This is a genomic window from Actinosynnema sp. NPDC002837, from assembly GCF_040295345.1.
Lineage (GTDB): Bacteria > Actinomycetota > Actinomycetes > Mycobacteriales > Pseudonocardiaceae > Actinosynnema.
In genome coordinates this window covers 14,859-30,615 of the sequence record NZ_JBEOVG010000103.1, presented here as the reverse complement: position 1 = coordinate 30,615, position 15,757 = coordinate 14,859, and the positions used below count along the sequence as shown (strand labels likewise).

At 72.9% G+C, this 15,757-nt stretch carries 12 protein-coding genes; 6 read left to right on the top strand and 6 right to left on the bottom strand.

The genetic code is table 11. From position 1 onward, the window contains the following. Window positions 1–80: 80 nt before the first annotated feature. Complete coding sequence (locus ABTZ99_RS38955; protein WP_498779764.1) at window positions 81–1,655, bottom strand: monocarboxylic acid transporter; 1,575 nt, start codon at window positions 1,653–1,655, stop codon at window positions 81–83. After that, window positions 1,655–2,071, bottom strand: coding sequence for a DUF485 domain-containing protein (locus tag ABTZ99_RS38950; protein ID WP_499618052.1), 417 nt, complete (start codon window positions 2,069–2,071; stop codon window positions 1,655–1,657). The genes ABTZ99_RS38955 and ABTZ99_RS38950 overlap by 1 nt, the downstream gene beginning before the upstream one ends. A gap of 330 nt (window positions 2,072–2,401) precedes the next feature. Between ABTZ99_RS38950 and ABTZ99_RS38945 the strand changes: the two genes are divergently transcribed. From ABTZ99_RS38945 to ABTZ99_RS38930, 4 genes are all read left to right on the top strand, one after another. Next, window positions 2,402–4,975 carry a nitrate- and nitrite sensing domain-containing protein gene (locus tag ABTZ99_RS38945; RefSeq protein WP_498779760.1) on the top strand — a complete coding sequence of 858 codons (2,574 nt, stop codon included), beginning with the start codon at window positions 2,402–2,404 and terminating at the stop codon, window positions 4,973–4,975. Next, on the top strand, window positions 4,972–5,415 hold the full coding sequence (locus ABTZ99_RS38940) for a roadblock/LC7 domain-containing protein (protein WP_498779759.1): 444 nt from the start codon (window positions 4,972–4,974) through the stop codon (window positions 5,413–5,415). The genes ABTZ99_RS38945 and ABTZ99_RS38940 overlap by 4 nt, the downstream gene beginning before the upstream one ends. Window positions 5,416–5,422: 7 nt before the next feature. Beyond that, window positions 5,423–5,953 (top strand): DUF742 domain-containing protein, encoded by a 531-nt coding sequence (locus ABTZ99_RS38935; protein ID WP_498779757.1) that lies wholly within the window; start codon window positions 5,423–5,425, stop codon window positions 5,951–5,953. Window positions 5,954–6,088: 135 nt separating this feature from the next. Further along, window positions 6,089–6,553 (top strand): GbsR/MarR family transcriptional regulator, encoded by a 465-nt coding sequence (locus ABTZ99_RS38930; protein WP_230569132.1) that lies wholly within the window; start codon window positions 6,089–6,091, stop codon window positions 6,551–6,553. On the opposite strand, the gene ABTZ99_RS38925 is transcribed toward ABTZ99_RS38930, so the two are convergent. From ABTZ99_RS38925 to ABTZ99_RS38915, 3 genes are all read right to left on the bottom strand, one after another. Then, the gene (locus ABTZ99_RS38925; protein ID WP_499618051.1) at window positions 6,490–7,443 is read right to left on the bottom strand and encodes a COX15/CtaA family protein; all 954 of its coding nucleotides are present in this window, start codon (window positions 7,441–7,443) and stop codon (window positions 6,490–6,492) included. The genes ABTZ99_RS38930 and ABTZ99_RS38925 overlap by 64 nt on opposite strands. A 46-nt stretch (window positions 7,444–7,489) precedes the next feature. After that, a complete protein-coding gene (locus tag ABTZ99_RS38920) occupies window positions 7,490–8,209 on the bottom strand; it encodes an ABC transporter permease (RefSeq protein ID WP_498779884.1) in 720 nt (239 codons plus the stop codon). Between the two features lie 65 nt (window positions 8,210–8,274). After that, entirely contained in the window at window positions 8,275–9,213 is a 939-nt protein-coding gene (locus tag ABTZ99_RS38915; RefSeq protein WP_498779752.1) for an ABC transporter ATP-binding protein, read from the bottom strand. 136 nt (window positions 9,214–9,349) lie between these two features. Here ABTZ99_RS38915 and ABTZ99_RS38910 point away from each other — a divergent pair, with 136 nt between their 5' ends. Both ABTZ99_RS38910 and ABTZ99_RS38905 read left to right on the top strand, forming a co-directional pair. Further along, window positions 9,350–9,976, top strand: a complete 627-nt coding sequence (locus ABTZ99_RS38910) for a DUF998 domain-containing protein (RefSeq protein WP_499618050.1) — start codon at window positions 9,350–9,352, stop codon at window positions 9,974–9,976. Next, the gene (locus ABTZ99_RS38905) at window positions 9,973–12,000 is read left to right on the top strand and encodes a glycosyltransferase (RefSeq protein ID WP_499618049.1); all 2,028 of its coding nucleotides are present in this window, start codon (window positions 9,973–9,975) and stop codon (window positions 11,998–12,000) included. Before ABTZ99_RS38910 ends, ABTZ99_RS38905 begins: the two co-directional genes overlap by 4 nt. Window positions 12,001–12,093: 93 nt before the next feature. Here ABTZ99_RS38905 and ABTZ99_RS38900 read toward each other — a convergent pair whose 3' ends face one another. After that, entirely contained in the window at window positions 12,094–15,741 is a 3,648-nt protein-coding gene (locus ABTZ99_RS38900) for a patatin-like protein (protein WP_499618048.1), read from the bottom strand. Window positions 15,742–15,757 lie beyond the last annotated feature (16 nt).

Genomic DNA, 15,757 nt, shown 5'->3' with positions numbered 1-15,757 from the left:
GCCCGGCGTTAGTCCCCCCCCAATCACGACGACTAACGCCGGGGCACTGGACCCCGGCGTTCGTCGTCACCGCGAAGGTCTCACTTCAGGCCGGAGCCGATGCCGGTCAGCGACCGGACCTCCATCTCGGCCTGCTTGGCCGGGTCGGCCTTCTCCTTGCTCAGGACCGTGCCGAGGTAGCCGCACAGGAACGAGAACGGGATCGACACCAGACCCGGGTTGCTCAGCGGGAACCAGGCGAAGTCGACGTCCGGGAAGATCGACGACTTCGCGCCGGACACGGCGGGGGAGAAGGCGAGCAGGAAGATGCACGACCCGAGCCCGCCGTAGACCGCCCACAGCGTCCCCGGCGTGTTGAACCGCTTCCAGAACATCGAGTAGATGATCGTCGACAGGTTCGCCGACGCCGCCAGCGCGAACGCCAGCGCCACCAGGAACGCCACGTTCTGCCCGTTCGCCGCGATGCCGCCGACGATCGCCAGCAGCCCGACCACGACCGCCGTCAACCGGGCGACCCGCACCTCCGACCTCGGGTCGGCCTGGCCCCGCTTGATCACGTTCGCGTACACGTCGTGCGCGAACGACGCCGACGCCGTCAACGTCAGACCGGCCACCACCGCCAGGATCGTCGCGAACGCCACCGCGCTCACCACGCCGAGCAGCACCGCGCCGCCGACCTCGTAGGCCAGCAGGGGCGCGGCCGAGTTCTCGCCGCCGGGCGCCGCCGCGATCTCCTTCGAGCCGACCAGCGCCAGCGCGCCGAAGCCGATCACCAGCGTGCACAGGTAGAACGTGGCCATCATCCACGTCGCCCACACCACCGAGCGGCGCGCCTCGCGGGCGTTCGGCACGGTGTAGAACCGCATCAGCACGTGCGGCAGCGACGCGGTGCCGAGCACCAGGGCCAGCGCCAGCGAGATGAAGTCGAGCCGGCTGGTCGGCGTGGCGCCGTAGCGCACGCCCGGTTCCAGCACCTCCGGCCCGAGCGGCGTGTTCCGCGACGCCGCCTCCAGGATCGCCGACAGGCTGAAGCCGAACTTGCCCAGCAGGAACACCGTCAGCAGGGTCACGCACATGATCAGGAAGACGGCCTTGATGATCTGCACCCACGTGGTGCCCTTCATGCCGCCCAGCAGCACGTACAGCACCATGACGATGCCGACCACCGCGATGATGACCGACTGCCCGACCTTGCTGTGCACGTCCAGCAGCAGCGCCATGAGCGCGCCCGCGCCTGCCATCTGCGCGATCATGTAGAACAGCGAGATCACCAGGGTCACGTTGGCCGCCGCGGCGCGCACCGGGCGTTGCCGCATCCGGAACGCCAGCACGTCGCCCAGGGTGAACCGGCCGGTGTTGCGCAACCGCTCGGCGATGATCATCAGGCCGAGCAGCCAGGACACGACCCAGCCGATCGAGTAGAGGAACCCGTCGTAGCCGTTGACCGCGATGCTGCCGGAGATGCCGAGGAACGACGCGGCGGACAGGAAGTCGCCCGACAGCGCGATGCCGTTCTGCGGCCCGGTGAAGCTGCTGCCCGCGGCGTAGTAGTCCGACGCGGTGGCGTTGCGGCTGCCCGCCCGGTACACGACGTAGAGGGTGATCAACACGAAGACGCCGAAGACGCCGAGGTTGATCGCGGTGTTGCCGCCCATCAGCCCTGGTCCTCCGCCGTGAGCGCGCGGACCGAGTCGACCTGCGGGTCGAGCTTGCGCCGCGCGTAGCGGGCGTAGCCCAGCGTCAGCGCGATCGTGGTGACGAACTGGAGCAGGCCGAACAGCAGACCCACGTTGATCACGCCCCACACCGGCGTGCCCATGAAGTCCGGCGCGTACGCCGACAGCGCGACGTAACCCAGGTACCACAGCAGGAACCCGCACGTCGCCGGCAGCACGAAGATCGCCGTCCGCCGGCGGAGCTCGCGGAAATCAGCGCTCGCCTGTAGCGCGACGAAGTCCGGGTCGCCCGCTTCGTCGACCAACAGGGATGACCCCGGGTCGTCGAAAGTGGCGAAGCCGCGCCCGCCGCGAGCGGGTCTGGAATCCGTCGGAGGCAGGATCGCCTTCGTCATCAATCCTCCACGGGGATTTGCCTCGTCGTGCGCGCGGATGCGCGGGCCGCCGGCGAGCGCTCAGCGTAACCGCGTTGCGCCGCCAGTCAACGACGTGCCGCCAACGGTCGTGTCACCGCTGCTCAGTCGATGCCGGACCGTTGTCTCGGTTGGCGTCCGTGTCGCCCGGCGTGGTCACGCTGCGCCGATCGGATGAGGACCTACCGCAAGGTCGTTGTCCCACGCCTGTTCACCACCTACTATCCGCCCAGCAACATCACGGTCGTCGATCATCAATACGTCGACGTCGTTCAACTTCGAAACAACTACGGACTTTCCGGGGCTTGTCTGGTGACTGGCGACAACATCGCGCGCGGGCAGTGGTGGAGCGCCGTCGCGGACTGGCGGAATTGGCGTCTGCCGGTCAAGCTCGCGGCCGTGCTGGCGGTGCCCGTGCTCGTCGCCGTCGGCGCGGGCGTGGTGCAGATCCGCGGGTACGTCAAGAGCGCCGACACCTACGCCTCGATGCAGCGCGTCGTCACGCTCCGTGCCGGCATGGACCCGCTGATCGCGGGCGTGCAGGCGGAACGGGCGCGGTCGGCGCGGCGGGCCGAGGGCGAAGGCGTGCCCGAGGCCGACTTCCGGGAGCTGACGCGCGCCACCGACAACGCCGCTGCGGGCGTGCGGAACCTGATGGAGCGCACCACGACCCTCGGCGAGGTCGCCAACGCCCGGTTCCGCGACGTGACCGTCCAGCTCGACGGCCTGCCGCAGCTGCGCGAACGCGTGGTGGCGGGCAGCGTCGACCTGGAAGGCGCCGTCGGCGGCTACACCGTGGTGCTGCGCGCCCTGCTCGACTTCGACCAGGCCATGGTCGGCGACTTCGGCGACCCGGCGCTGTCCGGCACCGCGACCGCGCTGCACAACCTCGCCATGGCGGGCGAGCAGGTGTCCTGGCAGCACGCGACGGTGCTGGCCGGCATCAGCCGAGGGCGGCTGCTCGACTCCGAGGACGTCGCGCTGGAGCAGTCCTACACCCGCCAGCAGGACAAGCTGGCCGACTTCTCCGCCGTCGCCACCCCGCAGCAGCAGGCCGACTACCGCAGCACCGTGTCCGGCCAGGAGGTCGACCTCCGCAACAGCCTGTTCCAGCAGGTCCGCACCAACTCCACCGCGGTGGAGCTGTTCGTCAAGGCCGACGACTGGAACCGCGGCTCGGAGGCCACCCTCCGGCAGCTCGGCGTGGTGCTGCACGCGCTGGAGGGCCAGCTGGCCGCCGCCGCGAGCCGGTTGCAGGACTCCACCAGCGACCGGGCCGGCGCGGCGTCGGTGATCCTGCTCGCCTCGATGTTCGCCGCCGCCGCGGTCGGCTACGTCGTCGGCAGCTACCTGCTGCGCTCCCTGCGCGCGCTGCGCACCGCCGCGCTGGACGTCGCCGAGCACCGCCTGCCCACCCTGGTGGCGCAGCTGCGGGAGAACGCCGCGCACGACGTGAGCGTGACGCCGGTGCCCGTGCACACCAGGGAGGAGTTCGGCCAGCTGGCGCGCGCGTTCGACGCGGTGCACCGGCAGGCCGTCAGCTCCGCGGCCGAGCAGGCCGACCTGCGCACCGGCATGCGCAACGCGTTCATCAACCTGTCCCGCCGCAGCCAGGGCCTGGTGGAGCGGCAGCTCAAGCTCATGGAGGAGCTGGAGCGGCAGGAGGAGAACCCCGAGCAGCTCGCGAACCTGTTCAAGCTGGACAACCTCGCCACCCGGATGCGCCGCAACAACGAGAACCTGATGGTGCTGTCGGGCAGCGACGTGGCCCGCCGCTTCACCCGCCCGGTGCCGCTGGGCGACGTGCTGCGCGCCGCCGCGTCCGAGATCGAGCAGTACCAGCGGGTCGTCGTGCAGACCACGCCGTCGGTGGAGGTCGTCGGCTACGCCGCGGGCGACCTGGTGCGGCTGGTCGCCGAGCTGCTGGACAACGCGACCACGTTCTCGCCGCCGCGCACCCAGGTGGTCGTCGGCGGACGGCCGCGGCCCGGCGGCGGCGTGCTCGTCGACGTGATCGACCTCGGCGTCGGCATGTCGGAGGAGGACCTGGCGCAGGCCAACCGCCGGATCGCGCTGGCCGCGTCGGAGGACTCCGGCGAACTGCCCGTGTCGCGCCAGCTCGGCCTGTACGTGGTCGGCAGGCTCGCCGGGCGGCACGGCATCGAGGTGTCGCTGCGCGAGCAGGGCGACGGGCTGCGCGCGGTCGTGGCGCTGCCCGCCGAGCTGGTGCGCCCGACCGGGTCGACGCCGTCCCGCGCGCCGGCCCCGCAGCCGTCCATCCCGGCGCCGTCACCGTCCACCGGGCCGCAGCCGGCGCTGCCTCGCTCCTCGGGCCCGCAGCCCGCCCTGCCGCAGCCCGTCCTGCCTCGCGCCACGGGTCCGCAGCCGGCGCTGCCGCCGTCGACCGGCCCGCAGCCGGTCCTGCCGCGGGCCGCGGTGCCCGGTCTGCCGCAGCCGGCGCTGCCACCGGTCGTGCCGCTGAAGGACGACGGGTGGACCCCGTTCCGCGGGCGCACCGTCGACACCCCGGCCGCCACCCCGCCCGCCACGCCGGCGTCCGCGCCGCGGCGGACGGCCTCGACCTGGTTCGGCGGCGCGGCGGCGCCCTCCGGACCGGCGGAACAGGCGCGGCACCGGGCCGCGGACACCCACGCGCGCGGGGAGGCGCCCGTGAACGACAAGCCCGTGAACGACAATCCGGCGGAACTGCCCAAGAGGCAGCCGCGGAGCAATCTGGTGGCCGAACGGCCGAGTGCGCCCGACGCGGTGGCACCCGTACGGAGGGATCCGCAGGCGACACGCGGCTTCCTCGCCAGCTACCAGACCGGGATCCGGCAAGGTGTGCGGGGTTCCGGTGAGAATCGAGCTGGGCAGGAGAGCGGATGAGCACGCAGAAGTCGCGACAGGTCGACCAGTTCGGCTGGCTGGTGAGCAACTTCGCCGATCGCGTGCCCGGGGTGGCCCACGCCGTGGTGATCTCGGTGGACGGTCTGCTGCTGACCGCGTCCACCGGGCTGCCCGACGACCGGGCCGACCAGTTGGCCGCGATCGCGGCGGGCGTGGCGAGCCTGACCGAGTCGGCGGCGAGGTGCTTCGACGGCGGCGGCGTGTTGCGGTCGGTGATCGAGATGCAGTACGGGATCATGCTGCTGATGTCCATCAGGGACGGCTCGTGCCTCGCGGTGCTGGCCGCACCGGACGCCGATGTCGGCCAGGTCGCCTACGAGATGACCGTGGTCGTGGACCAGGTCGGCCAGCTCCTGACCCCGGAGCTGCGCGCCCAGCTCCACGGCGCGAAGCGGATGATGGCCCGCCCGTCTGCGTGAGGTGGTCATGGACCGGAACGAGGACACCGGGTCGTCGGACGAGACGTTCGCCGCCCTGCTCAACGGGTTCAGCCTCGACTCCTCCCGCCGCCGCAAGCAGGAGCAGCCGAAGCCCGAGCCGCGTCAGGCCGGGACCGGGGACACCAAGCCCCACCGGCCGGTCTTCGACGACGACGAGGACGAGTTCGAGTACCCGCGCGAGGAGGCGGCCTCGATCGTCCGCGCCTACTCGTGGACCGGCGGCCGGACCACGTCGTCGATCCAGCTGGAGATCGAGACGCTGGTGTCGGCGGTGGACTGGGACTACCCGGGAGCCATGAAGGCCGAGTACCACGAGGTGATCGCCCTGGTCGCCAGGCCGCGGTCGGTGGCTGAGGTCGCCGCCCTGCTGCGCCTGCCGCTCGGCGTGGCCAAGGTGCTGCTCGGGGACATGGCCGAACGGGGCCTGATCGACGTCCACCGCACCGCGTCCACCGACGGCGACTCGCCCGACCTGGGCCTGATGGAACGCGTCCTCGCCGGCCTCCGCCGCCTCTGACCCCGCGCGTCGAACGCTCGGAACCCCCGGGTCGAACGCCCCGGACGGCGCGCCGCCTTTGCGTGATGATCAGCACACGACCTATCGTGGCTTCAGTGTCGACCGAAGTACCGGTCGTCGAGCCGAGGGGGTCGGATGAGCGTCGGACGGGAAACGCGGCTGTCGGCGTGGATCGAGCGGTTCGCGGCGCACTTCGCCGAGGAGGGCATCCCGCTGATCGGCGGTCGCATCCTCGGCTACCTGCTGGTGTGCCAGCCGACGGAGCGGACCGCCGCCGAGCTGTCCCAGGAGCTGGAGGCGAGCAGCGGCTCGATCAGCACGAACCTGAAGTTCCTGGTCAACGCCGGCCTGGTGACGAAGCGCACGCGGCGCGGCAGGCAGGCGGCGCAGTACCGGATCAACGAGAAGCGGTGGGTCGACCTGATCCAGCGCAAGCTGGACGCCCTGGTGAGCGTGCGCGAGCTGACCGAGGCCGGGATGCGGCTGATGAGCGGCGACCCGGAACGCGCCGTGCGGCTGCGGACCGTGGACGACCTCTACACGTGGCTGGCCACGGAGCTGCCCGCGGTCTGGGAGCGCAGGCCCTCGTCCTCGCGCTGAGGCCGTTCGCGGGTCGACACCCACAGGGCGGCGGTGGCGACGACGACCGCGCCGGCGCCCAGCACGTGCAGCGAGACGAGCACCTCGGGCACGCCGGTCCAGTACTGGACCATGCCCAGCGCGCCCTGCGCGAGCACCACGGCCACGAGCGCGTAGTACGGCCGCCGCGGCACGGGGTGGCCGCGCAGCGCGAAGCCCAACGCGATCAGCATGCCGAGGAACAGGAACAGCAGGTCGGCGTGCACCTGCGACAACGTGTCCACCGACACGTCCAGGCGCGGGGTGGCCGCGTCGCCCGCGTGCGGTCCGGCGGCGGTGACGAAGGTGCCCGCCAGCAGCAGCAGGCCGAGCGTGCCCGCCTGCACGACCTGCAACGCCAGCAACGCCCGCGGCACGCGCGGCCGGGCGGGCTCGTCGCCCTCGCCCAGCGCCGCGACCAGCAGCACGGCGAACCAGACCAGCGCCATCGACACCAGGAAGTGCACGCTCACCGTCCACCACAGCAGGCCCGTGAGCACGGTGAACCCGCCGATCACGGCCTGCAGCACGACGCCGCCGAACTGCACCAGCGCCAGCACCGCGACCCGCTTGCGCCGCGGCCGGTTGAACCACGCCGCCAGCACGCACAGCCCGGCGATGACGCCGACCACGCCGGTCAACGTGCGGTTCCCGAACTCGACCCACTGGTGCAGCGACGCCACCTCGGGGTGCTCGACCGGCACGAGGCTGCCTTCGAAGCACTGCGGCCAGGTGGGGCAGCCCAGGCCCGATCCGGTCACCCGCACGATCGACCCGGTGACCGCGATGCCGCCTTGGGCGATCACGACCGCGATGGCGAACGCGCGCTGGAACGTGCTCAGGAAGGTGGTGAACCAGGATGGGGCGGACACGAACCGATGGTAGGTACCACTGGCTGAGAACCGCCGCCCGGGGGTGTCACCCGAGCTTCGTGGTCCTCGTCGCCAGCGCGCCCGCGGCCACGCCCCAGACCAGCAGCACGGCCACGTGACCGGGGCTCGGCGCCGTCCCCTCGACCACGGCGTCGTGCAGCGCGAGGGCGAGCGCGGCGGACGGCAGCGCGTCGACGACGGTCGCCAGCCACGTCGGCAGGCTGTCCACGCCGAGCGCGACGCCGCCGATGAGCAGCAGCACGAACCACACGATGTTGGCCAGCGCGAGCACGATCTCCGCCCGCAGCGCGCCGCCGAGCAGCACGCCGAGCGCGCCGAACGACAGCGTGCCGAGCACGATCAGCACGGCCGCCCACAGCAGGCCGGTCGCGGACGGCAGCCGCCAGCCCAGCAGCAGCGCGATCACGGCGATGATCACAACCTGCACGGCGACCACGGCCAACGCCGCGACGACCCGTCCGGCGACCAGCAGCCAGCGGGGGAGCGCGGTCGCGGCGAGCCGCTTGAGCACGCCGTAGCGCCGGTCGAAGCCCAGCGCGATCGCCTGCCCGGTGAACGCGGAGGAGATCACGGCCAGCGCGAGGATGCGCGCGGTGGCCGAGCCGACCCGGGGGTCGGGCACCGGGATGACGTCCATGAGGCTCATCGCGACCAGCAGCGCCGCCGGGATGAGCACGGTCAGCAGGATCTGCTCGCCGTTGCGCAGGGTGAGCACGGTCTCGGTGCGGGCCTGGGCGAGCAGCATCCGGCCGAGCTTCCCGCGACCGGGCGCGGGCGTGAACGTGCCGGGCGCGAACGAAGGCGAGTCGGTCACGAGCGCAGCTCCCTGCCGGTCAGCTCCAGGAACACGTCCTCCAGGCTGCGCCTGGCCACGGTGAGCTCCTCGGCCAGCACGCCCTGCTGCGCGCACCACGAGGTGACCGTGGAGAGGACCTGCGGGTCGATGTGGCCCTGCACCAGGTAGGTGCCCCGGCTGGCCTCACGCACCTGGAGGCCCTCCGGCAGGGCGTCGCGCAACAGCGTCAGCTCCAGCCCCGGTCGGGCGCGGAAGCGGAGCTGCCGGTCGTCGGCGTGGTGCTCGGTGAGCTCGGCCGGGCTGCCCTGGGCCACGACGCGGCCGGCGTCGACGATGACGACGTGGTCGGCGAGGGCTTCGGCCTCGTCCATGAGGTGCGTGGTCAGCAGCACGCTGACGCCGTCCGCGCGCAGCGCCGACACGAGCTCCCACACCAGGCGGCGGGCCTGGGGGTCCATGCCGGCGGTCGGCTCGTCCAGGAACACCAGCTCGGGCCGTCCGACCAGGGCGCACGCCAGCGACAGGCGTTGCTGCTGCCCGCCGGAGAGCCGCTTGTACGGGGTGCGCACCGAGGACGACAGGCCGAGCACGTCGAGCAGCCACGCGGGGTCGAGGGGGTTGGCGGCGCACGCGGCCACGAGGCGCAGCATCTCGTCGGCCCGCACGCCCGGGTAGCCGCCGCCGCCCTGCGGCATCACGCCGATGCGGGGGCGCAGCCGGTCGCCGTCGCGCTTCGGGTCGAGCCCGAGGACGCGGACCTCGCCGCCGTCGGCCGCCCGGAACCCCTCGCACACCTCGACGGTCGTCGTCTTCCCGGCGCCGTTGGGGCCGAGCAGCGCGAGGACCGTGCCGGTGTCCAGGGTGAGGTCGAGTCCGTTCACCGCGACGGTGGAGCCGTAGCGCTTGACCAGCCCCGACACTTCCACGGCAGGGTGCGGGGGGTGCGGGCTCACGACGCGGAAGCCTAGGGCGTCGCCCGGCCCGGCCCGGTGGTGGGGTCAGCCCTACCAGGGTTCTCCGGGTGGCTTCAGGGTCGTCTCGGGGGTGTTCCCGATATCTTCGGTCACCATTCCGGGCGAAGATTTTCCCGTGGTGGAGATCCGGGGGAAAAGACGGGCGGCGGTGTTGCCGCTGGCCGTTGTGGGACTCGTCCTGTCGCTGTTCCCGATTGTTTACCTGCACGTGGCGTCGGTCGGCGAGCTCAGCCCGATCGCCCACACGATCAGCGACTACATCTTCGTGGACAACGGCAGCGGGCTCCTCGCGGTCACCTCGCTGACGCTGGCGGCGGCGTCGGTCGGCCTGCTCGTCGCCCTGGTCCGGTCCGGTTTGCCCAGGCGGGGGCCGGTGGCGGTGCTGATGGGGCTGTGGTCGGCCGGGTTGGCGGTGGCGACGGTGTTCCCCACCGACCCGACCGGCACGCCCACGTCGTTCTCCGGCGCGGTGCACCGGTACGCGGGCGCGGTGATGTTCGCGAGCCTGCCGCTGGCCGGGTGGCTGATTTCCCGGACGTTCATCTCCAGTACCACCCTGCGCCGTTTTTCCATCGCCGCGGGTATCACCTCGGTGGCATTCATGCTCAGCCACGTCTCGGTGGTCTACCCGGGTGGTGGCGCGGTCGTGCTCGGGCTTTTCGAGCGCGTTTTGTTCGCGTTGCTGTACGGGCTGCTGTTCGCGTTGGCCTCCGCCGTCCTGCGCCGCGAGGAGACGTCATGACGTGGCTCGCCGTCCTGCTCGCGGTCCTGGGCGCGGTGTTCTTCGCCTTCGCCGCGCGCCTGCAGCACGACGCCGTGCGGGCGAGCGGGGGCGCCGCGTTGCGGGTGCTGGACCTGCTGCGCAGGCCGCGGTGGCTGCTGGGCCTGGTGCTGCTCGTGCTGGGCGCCGGCGTGCACGCGGCGGCGCTGGGCATGGCGCCGTTGAGCGTCGTGCAGCCGGTCGGCGTGGTCGCGATCGGCATCACCGCGGTGCTCGACGGTCGTCGGCGTGAGCTGCCCGCGGTCGCGTGGACCACGTTCGGCGTAGGGGCCTTCGTGCTCCTGGCCGCGGGCAGCGCCACGTCCACCGCGGTCGTGCCGGAGGCCGAGGTGAAGGCCGCGCTGCTGGCGCTCGGCCTGATCGCGGTCCCGGGCCTGGTCGGCGTGCTGTCGACCCGGCCGGCGGTGCGCGCCCTCGGTTTCGGCGCGGCGGGCGGTGTCGCCTACGGCTTCGTCTCCGTGCTCATGCGGTCGGTGTCCCAGGACGTCCAGCAGGGCGGTCTGGCGTGGTCGACCGCGCTCTCGGCGGCGGGCATCGCCGCCGCCCTCGTCGTCGGCGGCTGGTTCATCCAGCACGCCTACGCCAGCGGACCGCCGCACGTGGCGGTCGCCTGCCTCACCGTGGTGGACCCGCTCGTGGCCGTCGGCATCGGCGCGGGGCTGCTCGGCGAGGCGACCCGGACCAGCCCGCTCGTCGGCGCCGCGCAGGTCGCGTGCGCCGCGATCGCCGTCGGCGGCGTCGTCGCGCTGGCCCGCACCCGAACCACTTCCGCAGTTCCCACCAGATCGGAGACGACAGTGACCAACGGACGCGCCATGCGGATCGTGATCGCCGCGGAGACGTTCCCCCCGGACGTCAACGGCGCGGCCCGGTTCGCCCACCGCCTCGCCACCGGCCTCGCCGGCCGCGGCCACGACGTGCACGTGATCTGCGTGTCGGCGGACGGCGCGGCCCGCACCGAGCGCGCCGACGGGATCACCGTGCACCGGGTCCGCTCGCACCGCACGCCGTTCCACCGCACGTTCCGCATCGGGCTGCCGTGGCAGGTGCGCGAGGACGTCGGCGCGCTGCTGGAGGAGCTGCGGCCGGACCTGGTGCACGTGCAGGCGCACTTCGTGGTGGGGCGGCACGTGCTGCGGCGGGCGGCGGCGCTGGGGATCCCGACGGTGGCGACGAACCACTTCATGCCGGAGAACCTGTTCGGGCACGCCCACGTGCCGGCGTGGTTGCAGGGCGTGGCGTCGCGGTGGGCGTGGCGCGACCTGGGGCGGGTGTTCGGCCTCGCCGACGTGGTGACCGCGCCGACGCCGCGCGCCGTGCAGCTGCTGCACGACAACGGTTTCCCCGAGCGCGCGGTGCCGGTGTCGTGCGGCATCGACATCGACCGGTACCGGGGGCGGCTGCCCGTGCGGCACACCGACGCGCCGACCGTGCTGTTCGTGGGTCGGCTGGACGAGGAGAAGCGGGTCGACGAGCTGCTGCGGGCGTTGGCGCTCGTGCCGCGGTTGCACGCCGAGATCGTCGGTGACGGCTCGTGCCGTGCCGAGTGGGAGCTGCTGGCGCGTGACCTGGGCATCTCCGACCGCGTCCGCTTCCGCGGCTTCGTGAGCGAGGACGAGCTGCTCGACGCCTACGCCGCGGCCGACGTGTTCTGCATGCCGGGCATCGCCGAGCTGCAGAGCCTGGCGACGATGGAGGCGATGGCCGCGGGCAAGCCGGTCGTGGTGGCGGACGCGATGGCGTTGCCGCACCTGTGCAAGCCGGGGCGCAACGGCTGGCTGTTCACGCCGGGCGACGTGCGCGGCCTGGCGGACCGCCTGCACGCCGTCACCGTCGACCCCGCCGTGACCGCCCGCATGGGCGCCGCGTCCGGCGACCTGATCGCCGCCCACGCCATCGACACCACCCTGGAGACCTTCGAGTCCCTCTACGCCCGCGCCCTCGGCCTCCCCACCCCGACCCGCACCCCCGCCCTGGCCGCGTGAGCCGAACCTCCCGGACCCCCGAGTTCGACGCTCAGGACACGGCCGCCAAGTCCTGAGCGTCGAACTCGGGGGCCCGAGCGTTCGACACGCGGGTCAGTCGCGGTCGGAGCCGGTGGTGGAGCGGTAGGCGGCGCGGTGGGCCACGCGGCGGCCGCCGGCGCTGAGGCGGGGCTTGCCGGTCGCGTCCAGCTCGGTGAGGAACTTGAACAGCATCCCGTGACCCTCCAGCCGCTTCAGCAGCGCCTCGGCCACCCCGTCCGGGTCGAAGTCCACAATGGACATCTGTTCCACCAGGGACGTGGCGATGGTCCTCCTGGCCCGCAACGGCACCCACCACGTCGTCACCAGCAGCAGCACCAGGCCGAACGCCAACGCCGTGCCGAGCACCGCCTCCCACCCGGTGAACCGCAGCGAGAACACCTGCACCACCGCGGCGACGAGCAGCAGCACGCTCCCGTACACCGCGGCCCACCCGGCGGTCGCGGACGCGGGCGGCTCGGCGGCCTCCGTGTCCCACACCCCGTCCACCTGCCGCCACCGGCGCAGCGAACTGCCCAGCACGTACGACGTGACCCCGCCGAACACGATCGCCACGACCGTGCCGACCACCACCAGCGCCGGGCTCAGGTCGTACAGCCGGTACCGCACCACGGCCCACACGCCGACCACGATCGCCGCCGCCACGAGCACCCGCACCAGCAGCCGGGGCTTGAGCCGGATCTTGCCCAGCACGGCCAGCGGCGTGCCCACCGGCGCGGGCAGGCTGCCGATGATCAGCAACCCCACCACGACCAGCAGCACGCCACCCACCGCCACCATGCCCGTCACGGCCTGGTCGCCCGTCTCGCCGGACGCCAACGCGTCCCTGGTCCGGTCGATCGCCACCGTCACCAGCGGGATCACCGGCGACAGCAGCACCAGGCCGTGCAGCAGCGTCCCCGACCGCAGCGCCGCGTAGCCGAACGCGGCCAGCAGCGTGCCGCCGCCGAACGCCGCCGCCGGTCCGAGCGCCCACGGCGGCAGCAGGTCGAACAGCGACAGCACCAGCAGCGCGCCGCCCAGCGCGAACCCGAGCAGCCCCAGGAACTGCGCCAGCCGCCCGCCCCTGGTCAGGCCGGTGATCGTCCAGTACGGCAGCAGCGCCGCCCCGCGCAACGTCCTGGTCAGCGGTTTCGCCGTGCCCAGACCGGAGTTGTCGCTGTCGGCCACGGTGATCGCCACCGCCGCGGCCGTCGCCGCCGTCCGGATCACCTGGTCGCTGCTCGCCTCCTGCACCAGCGGCTCACGCCCGATGCCCGCCCGGTCGAACGCGGCCAGCCCCCGCACGCCCACCTCGATCCGCTCCGCGTCCGTGCGCACGGGCAGCCGGGCCAGCAGCGCGGCCTGCTCCTCCAGGAACAGCTCGCCGCGCGACCGCCGGTCCGCGCCCTCGTGCCGGTCGGCCAGGATCGCCGCGCGCAACGCGGGCAGCTCCTCGCAGATGATCCGGACGTGCAGCCCCCACGCGGCCAGCTCCGCCAGCGCCGCGCACGTCGGCGGGTGGTCGCCCTCCGGGCTCGCGTAGACCTTCCCCAGCTCGGCCTTCGCCCGCTCGACGCACGGCCCCAGCTCGTCCGGCACGCCGTCGCCGAACAGCTTCTCCACCAGCGCGTCGACCTGCGCCGCGGCCCGTTCGACGGGGTCGCCGCCCGCGCCGGTCAGCCGGTCGACGCGCAGCAGCCGCTTCGGGTCGAACACCACCTTGCACAGCATGGTCGCGCCGTCGAGCCGGCCCCAGATCCAGTCGTTGACCCGCCAGGACCGCTTGAGGAACCCGGAGAACCGGTGCAGCGACGCGCCGCCCGCCTTGTCCTCGGCGGTGATGCTGTACCCGGCGAACGCGTTGCGCGTCTGCAGGCTGATCTGGACCAGCTCGACGGCCTGGTCGAGGCCGCCGCGGGTGTCGTCGGCCAGGCACGTCGTCGCGACCTCCAGCGCCAGCACCCGTGACAGCCACAGCTCGCCCGCCACCAGGTCGGCCTCGGCCTCGGCGTCGGTGCGCGGCTCGGTCAGCAGCCGGTGCCACGACCGCAGCTCGCCGACCCGCAGCTGCTCGGCGTCGAGCTGGTCGAGGATGTCGTGCGCGTCGCCGAGGACGCCCGCGATCCGGTCCACCTGCTCGCGCACCCGCTGCCCGACGCCGTCCGGCTCGTCCAGCATCTTCGCGGCGAACCGGTGGACCCGCCGCTCCCAGTACGCCTGGTCGAGCTCCTCGGTCCCGTCGGTGGTCCAGTGCTCGTCCAGCTCGATCCGCGCGGCGCGCAGCTTCGCCCGCACGTCGAACAGGTTCGTGCGGGCCATCGCGAGGCGCTGGGCGTCGGGCATCACCCACACCAGGCGTTTGAGCACGTCCATGGCGGCGGACGCGAGCCGTTCGGCCATCGTGATGCCCCACGGCCAGCCGTGGTCGGGCAACGCGACGGGCTGTGGCCGGGTCGGCACGTACGGCAGCTTGCTGTGGTCGGCGCGGTACTCGCGCTGCGCCGCCTCGGCCGCCGCGCGGACCCGTTCGAACGTCCAGCCGGCGGCGTTCGTGCCCGGCACCTCGAACTGGCGGGTCGTGACGTCGCGGGCGGCGTGCCGGATGCGCACGTCCTCGTAGTGGTCGTGCAGGGTCTCGGCCAGCGCGTACACCTTGTCGGTGAGCGAGCCGCCGGACGCGAGGCGGTCCAGCAGGGCGTTGCGCCCGCCGCGGCGGGAGGCGGCGTTGCGGTTGTGCTCCTCGATGCGGTCGACGTAGGTCCGCCCGCTCTGGCTCGTCAGCGCGCCGAGCAGCTTGCCGCCGGTGGCGACGGTGCTGGGCAGGGCGCCGTCGACCGGGGCCACCGGCTCCACCACCGCCTCGGGCGCGTGCGGGAAGACCAGCAGCATCACCCGCCGGACCGGGCCTTCGGCGGGCATCCGGTCGATGGCCTCCAGCGCCTCCTTGGTGGGCGTGTTGACCAGGACGCCGCCGTCGACGGCGTAGCGGGACCGGTTGTCGGTGTCGTTGGCCCAGGAGGCGACCTCGGCCATGTTGGGCTTGTCGCCGTCGGGCGCGCCGGGTGCGACCGGGATGAAGGAGGGCTCGAACGCGAACGGGAACGACGCGGACGAGCGCGCGGCCAGCGCCATGCGGCTGACCAGCGTCGGGAGCTTGTCGGCGGTGAAGTCGTCCCGGCCGCCGGGGTCGCGGCGGAACGAGAAGCTGCCCTGGTGGGAGGCCTGCACGAGGGTCTGGCCGAGGTCGTCGTGGGTGACCGTGGGCACGCCCGCGAGCAGCGTGGTCGTGATGCGCAGGTCGACCGGCCGGTCCTCCTGCGGGGTGAAGTCCGTGGTCAGCCGTTCGAGTGCTTCCCGGAGCCTCGGGAGGAAGAACTCGTCGCCGCGCAGCAGTGACGCCGGTTGGCCCCGGAACGGGGTGCGCAGCAGCTGTTCCATCCGGCCCTGCTCGGCCCACAGGTCACGCAGCCGTTCCAGCCGAGCGTTGGCATTGACCTGGGACAACGCCAACGCGGCGCCGTTGATGCCGCCGGCCGACGTGCCCGTGATGACGTCGGCGCGGGCCGTGCTGCCGACCATGTCCAGCAGGTCGGCGTACGGGCCGTCACCCCTGGTCAGCCGGTCGAGCTCGAGCACCACCCCGCCCATCCACACGGCGAGGCTCACACCCCCGTTCAGCACGACGGCGAACCGGATCTGCTCCCTGGGCACGTCCACCATCACGCCCTCCCTCCCC

Excerpts from the sequence above, each read along its gene's own strand:
- ABTZ99_RS38955 (WP_498779764.1), bottom strand. The coding sequence starts at position 1,655 with ATGGGCGGCAACACCGCGATCAACCTCGGCGTCTTCGGCGTCTTCGTG.
- ABTZ99_RS38950 (WP_499618052.1), bottom strand. The coding sequence starts at position 2,071 with ATGACGAAGGCGATCCTGCCTCCGACGGATTCCAGACCCGCTCGCGGC.
- ABTZ99_RS38940 (WP_498779759.1), top strand. The coding sequence starts at position 4,972 with ATGAGCACGCAGAAGTCGCGACAGGTCGACCAGTTCGGCTGGCTGGTG.
- ABTZ99_RS38935 (WP_498779757.1), top strand. The coding sequence starts at position 5,423 with ATGGACCGGAACGAGGACACCGGGTCGTCGGACGAGACGTTCGCCGCC.
- ABTZ99_RS38930 (WP_230569132.1), top strand. The coding sequence starts at position 6,089 with ATGAGCGTCGGACGGGAAACGCGGCTGTCGGCGTGGATCGAGCGGTTC.
- ABTZ99_RS38920 (WP_498779884.1), bottom strand. The coding sequence starts at position 8,209 with ATGCTGCTCGCCCAGGCCCGCACCGAGACCGTGCTCACCCTGCGCAAC.
- ABTZ99_RS38905 (WP_499618049.1), top strand. The coding sequence starts at position 9,973 with ATGACGTGGCTCGCCGTCCTGCTCGCGGTCCTGGGCGCGGTGTTCTTC.
- ABTZ99_RS38900 (WP_499618048.1), bottom strand. The coding sequence starts at position 15,741 with ATGGTGGACGTGCCCAGGGAGCAGATCCGGTTCGCCGTCGTGCTGAAC.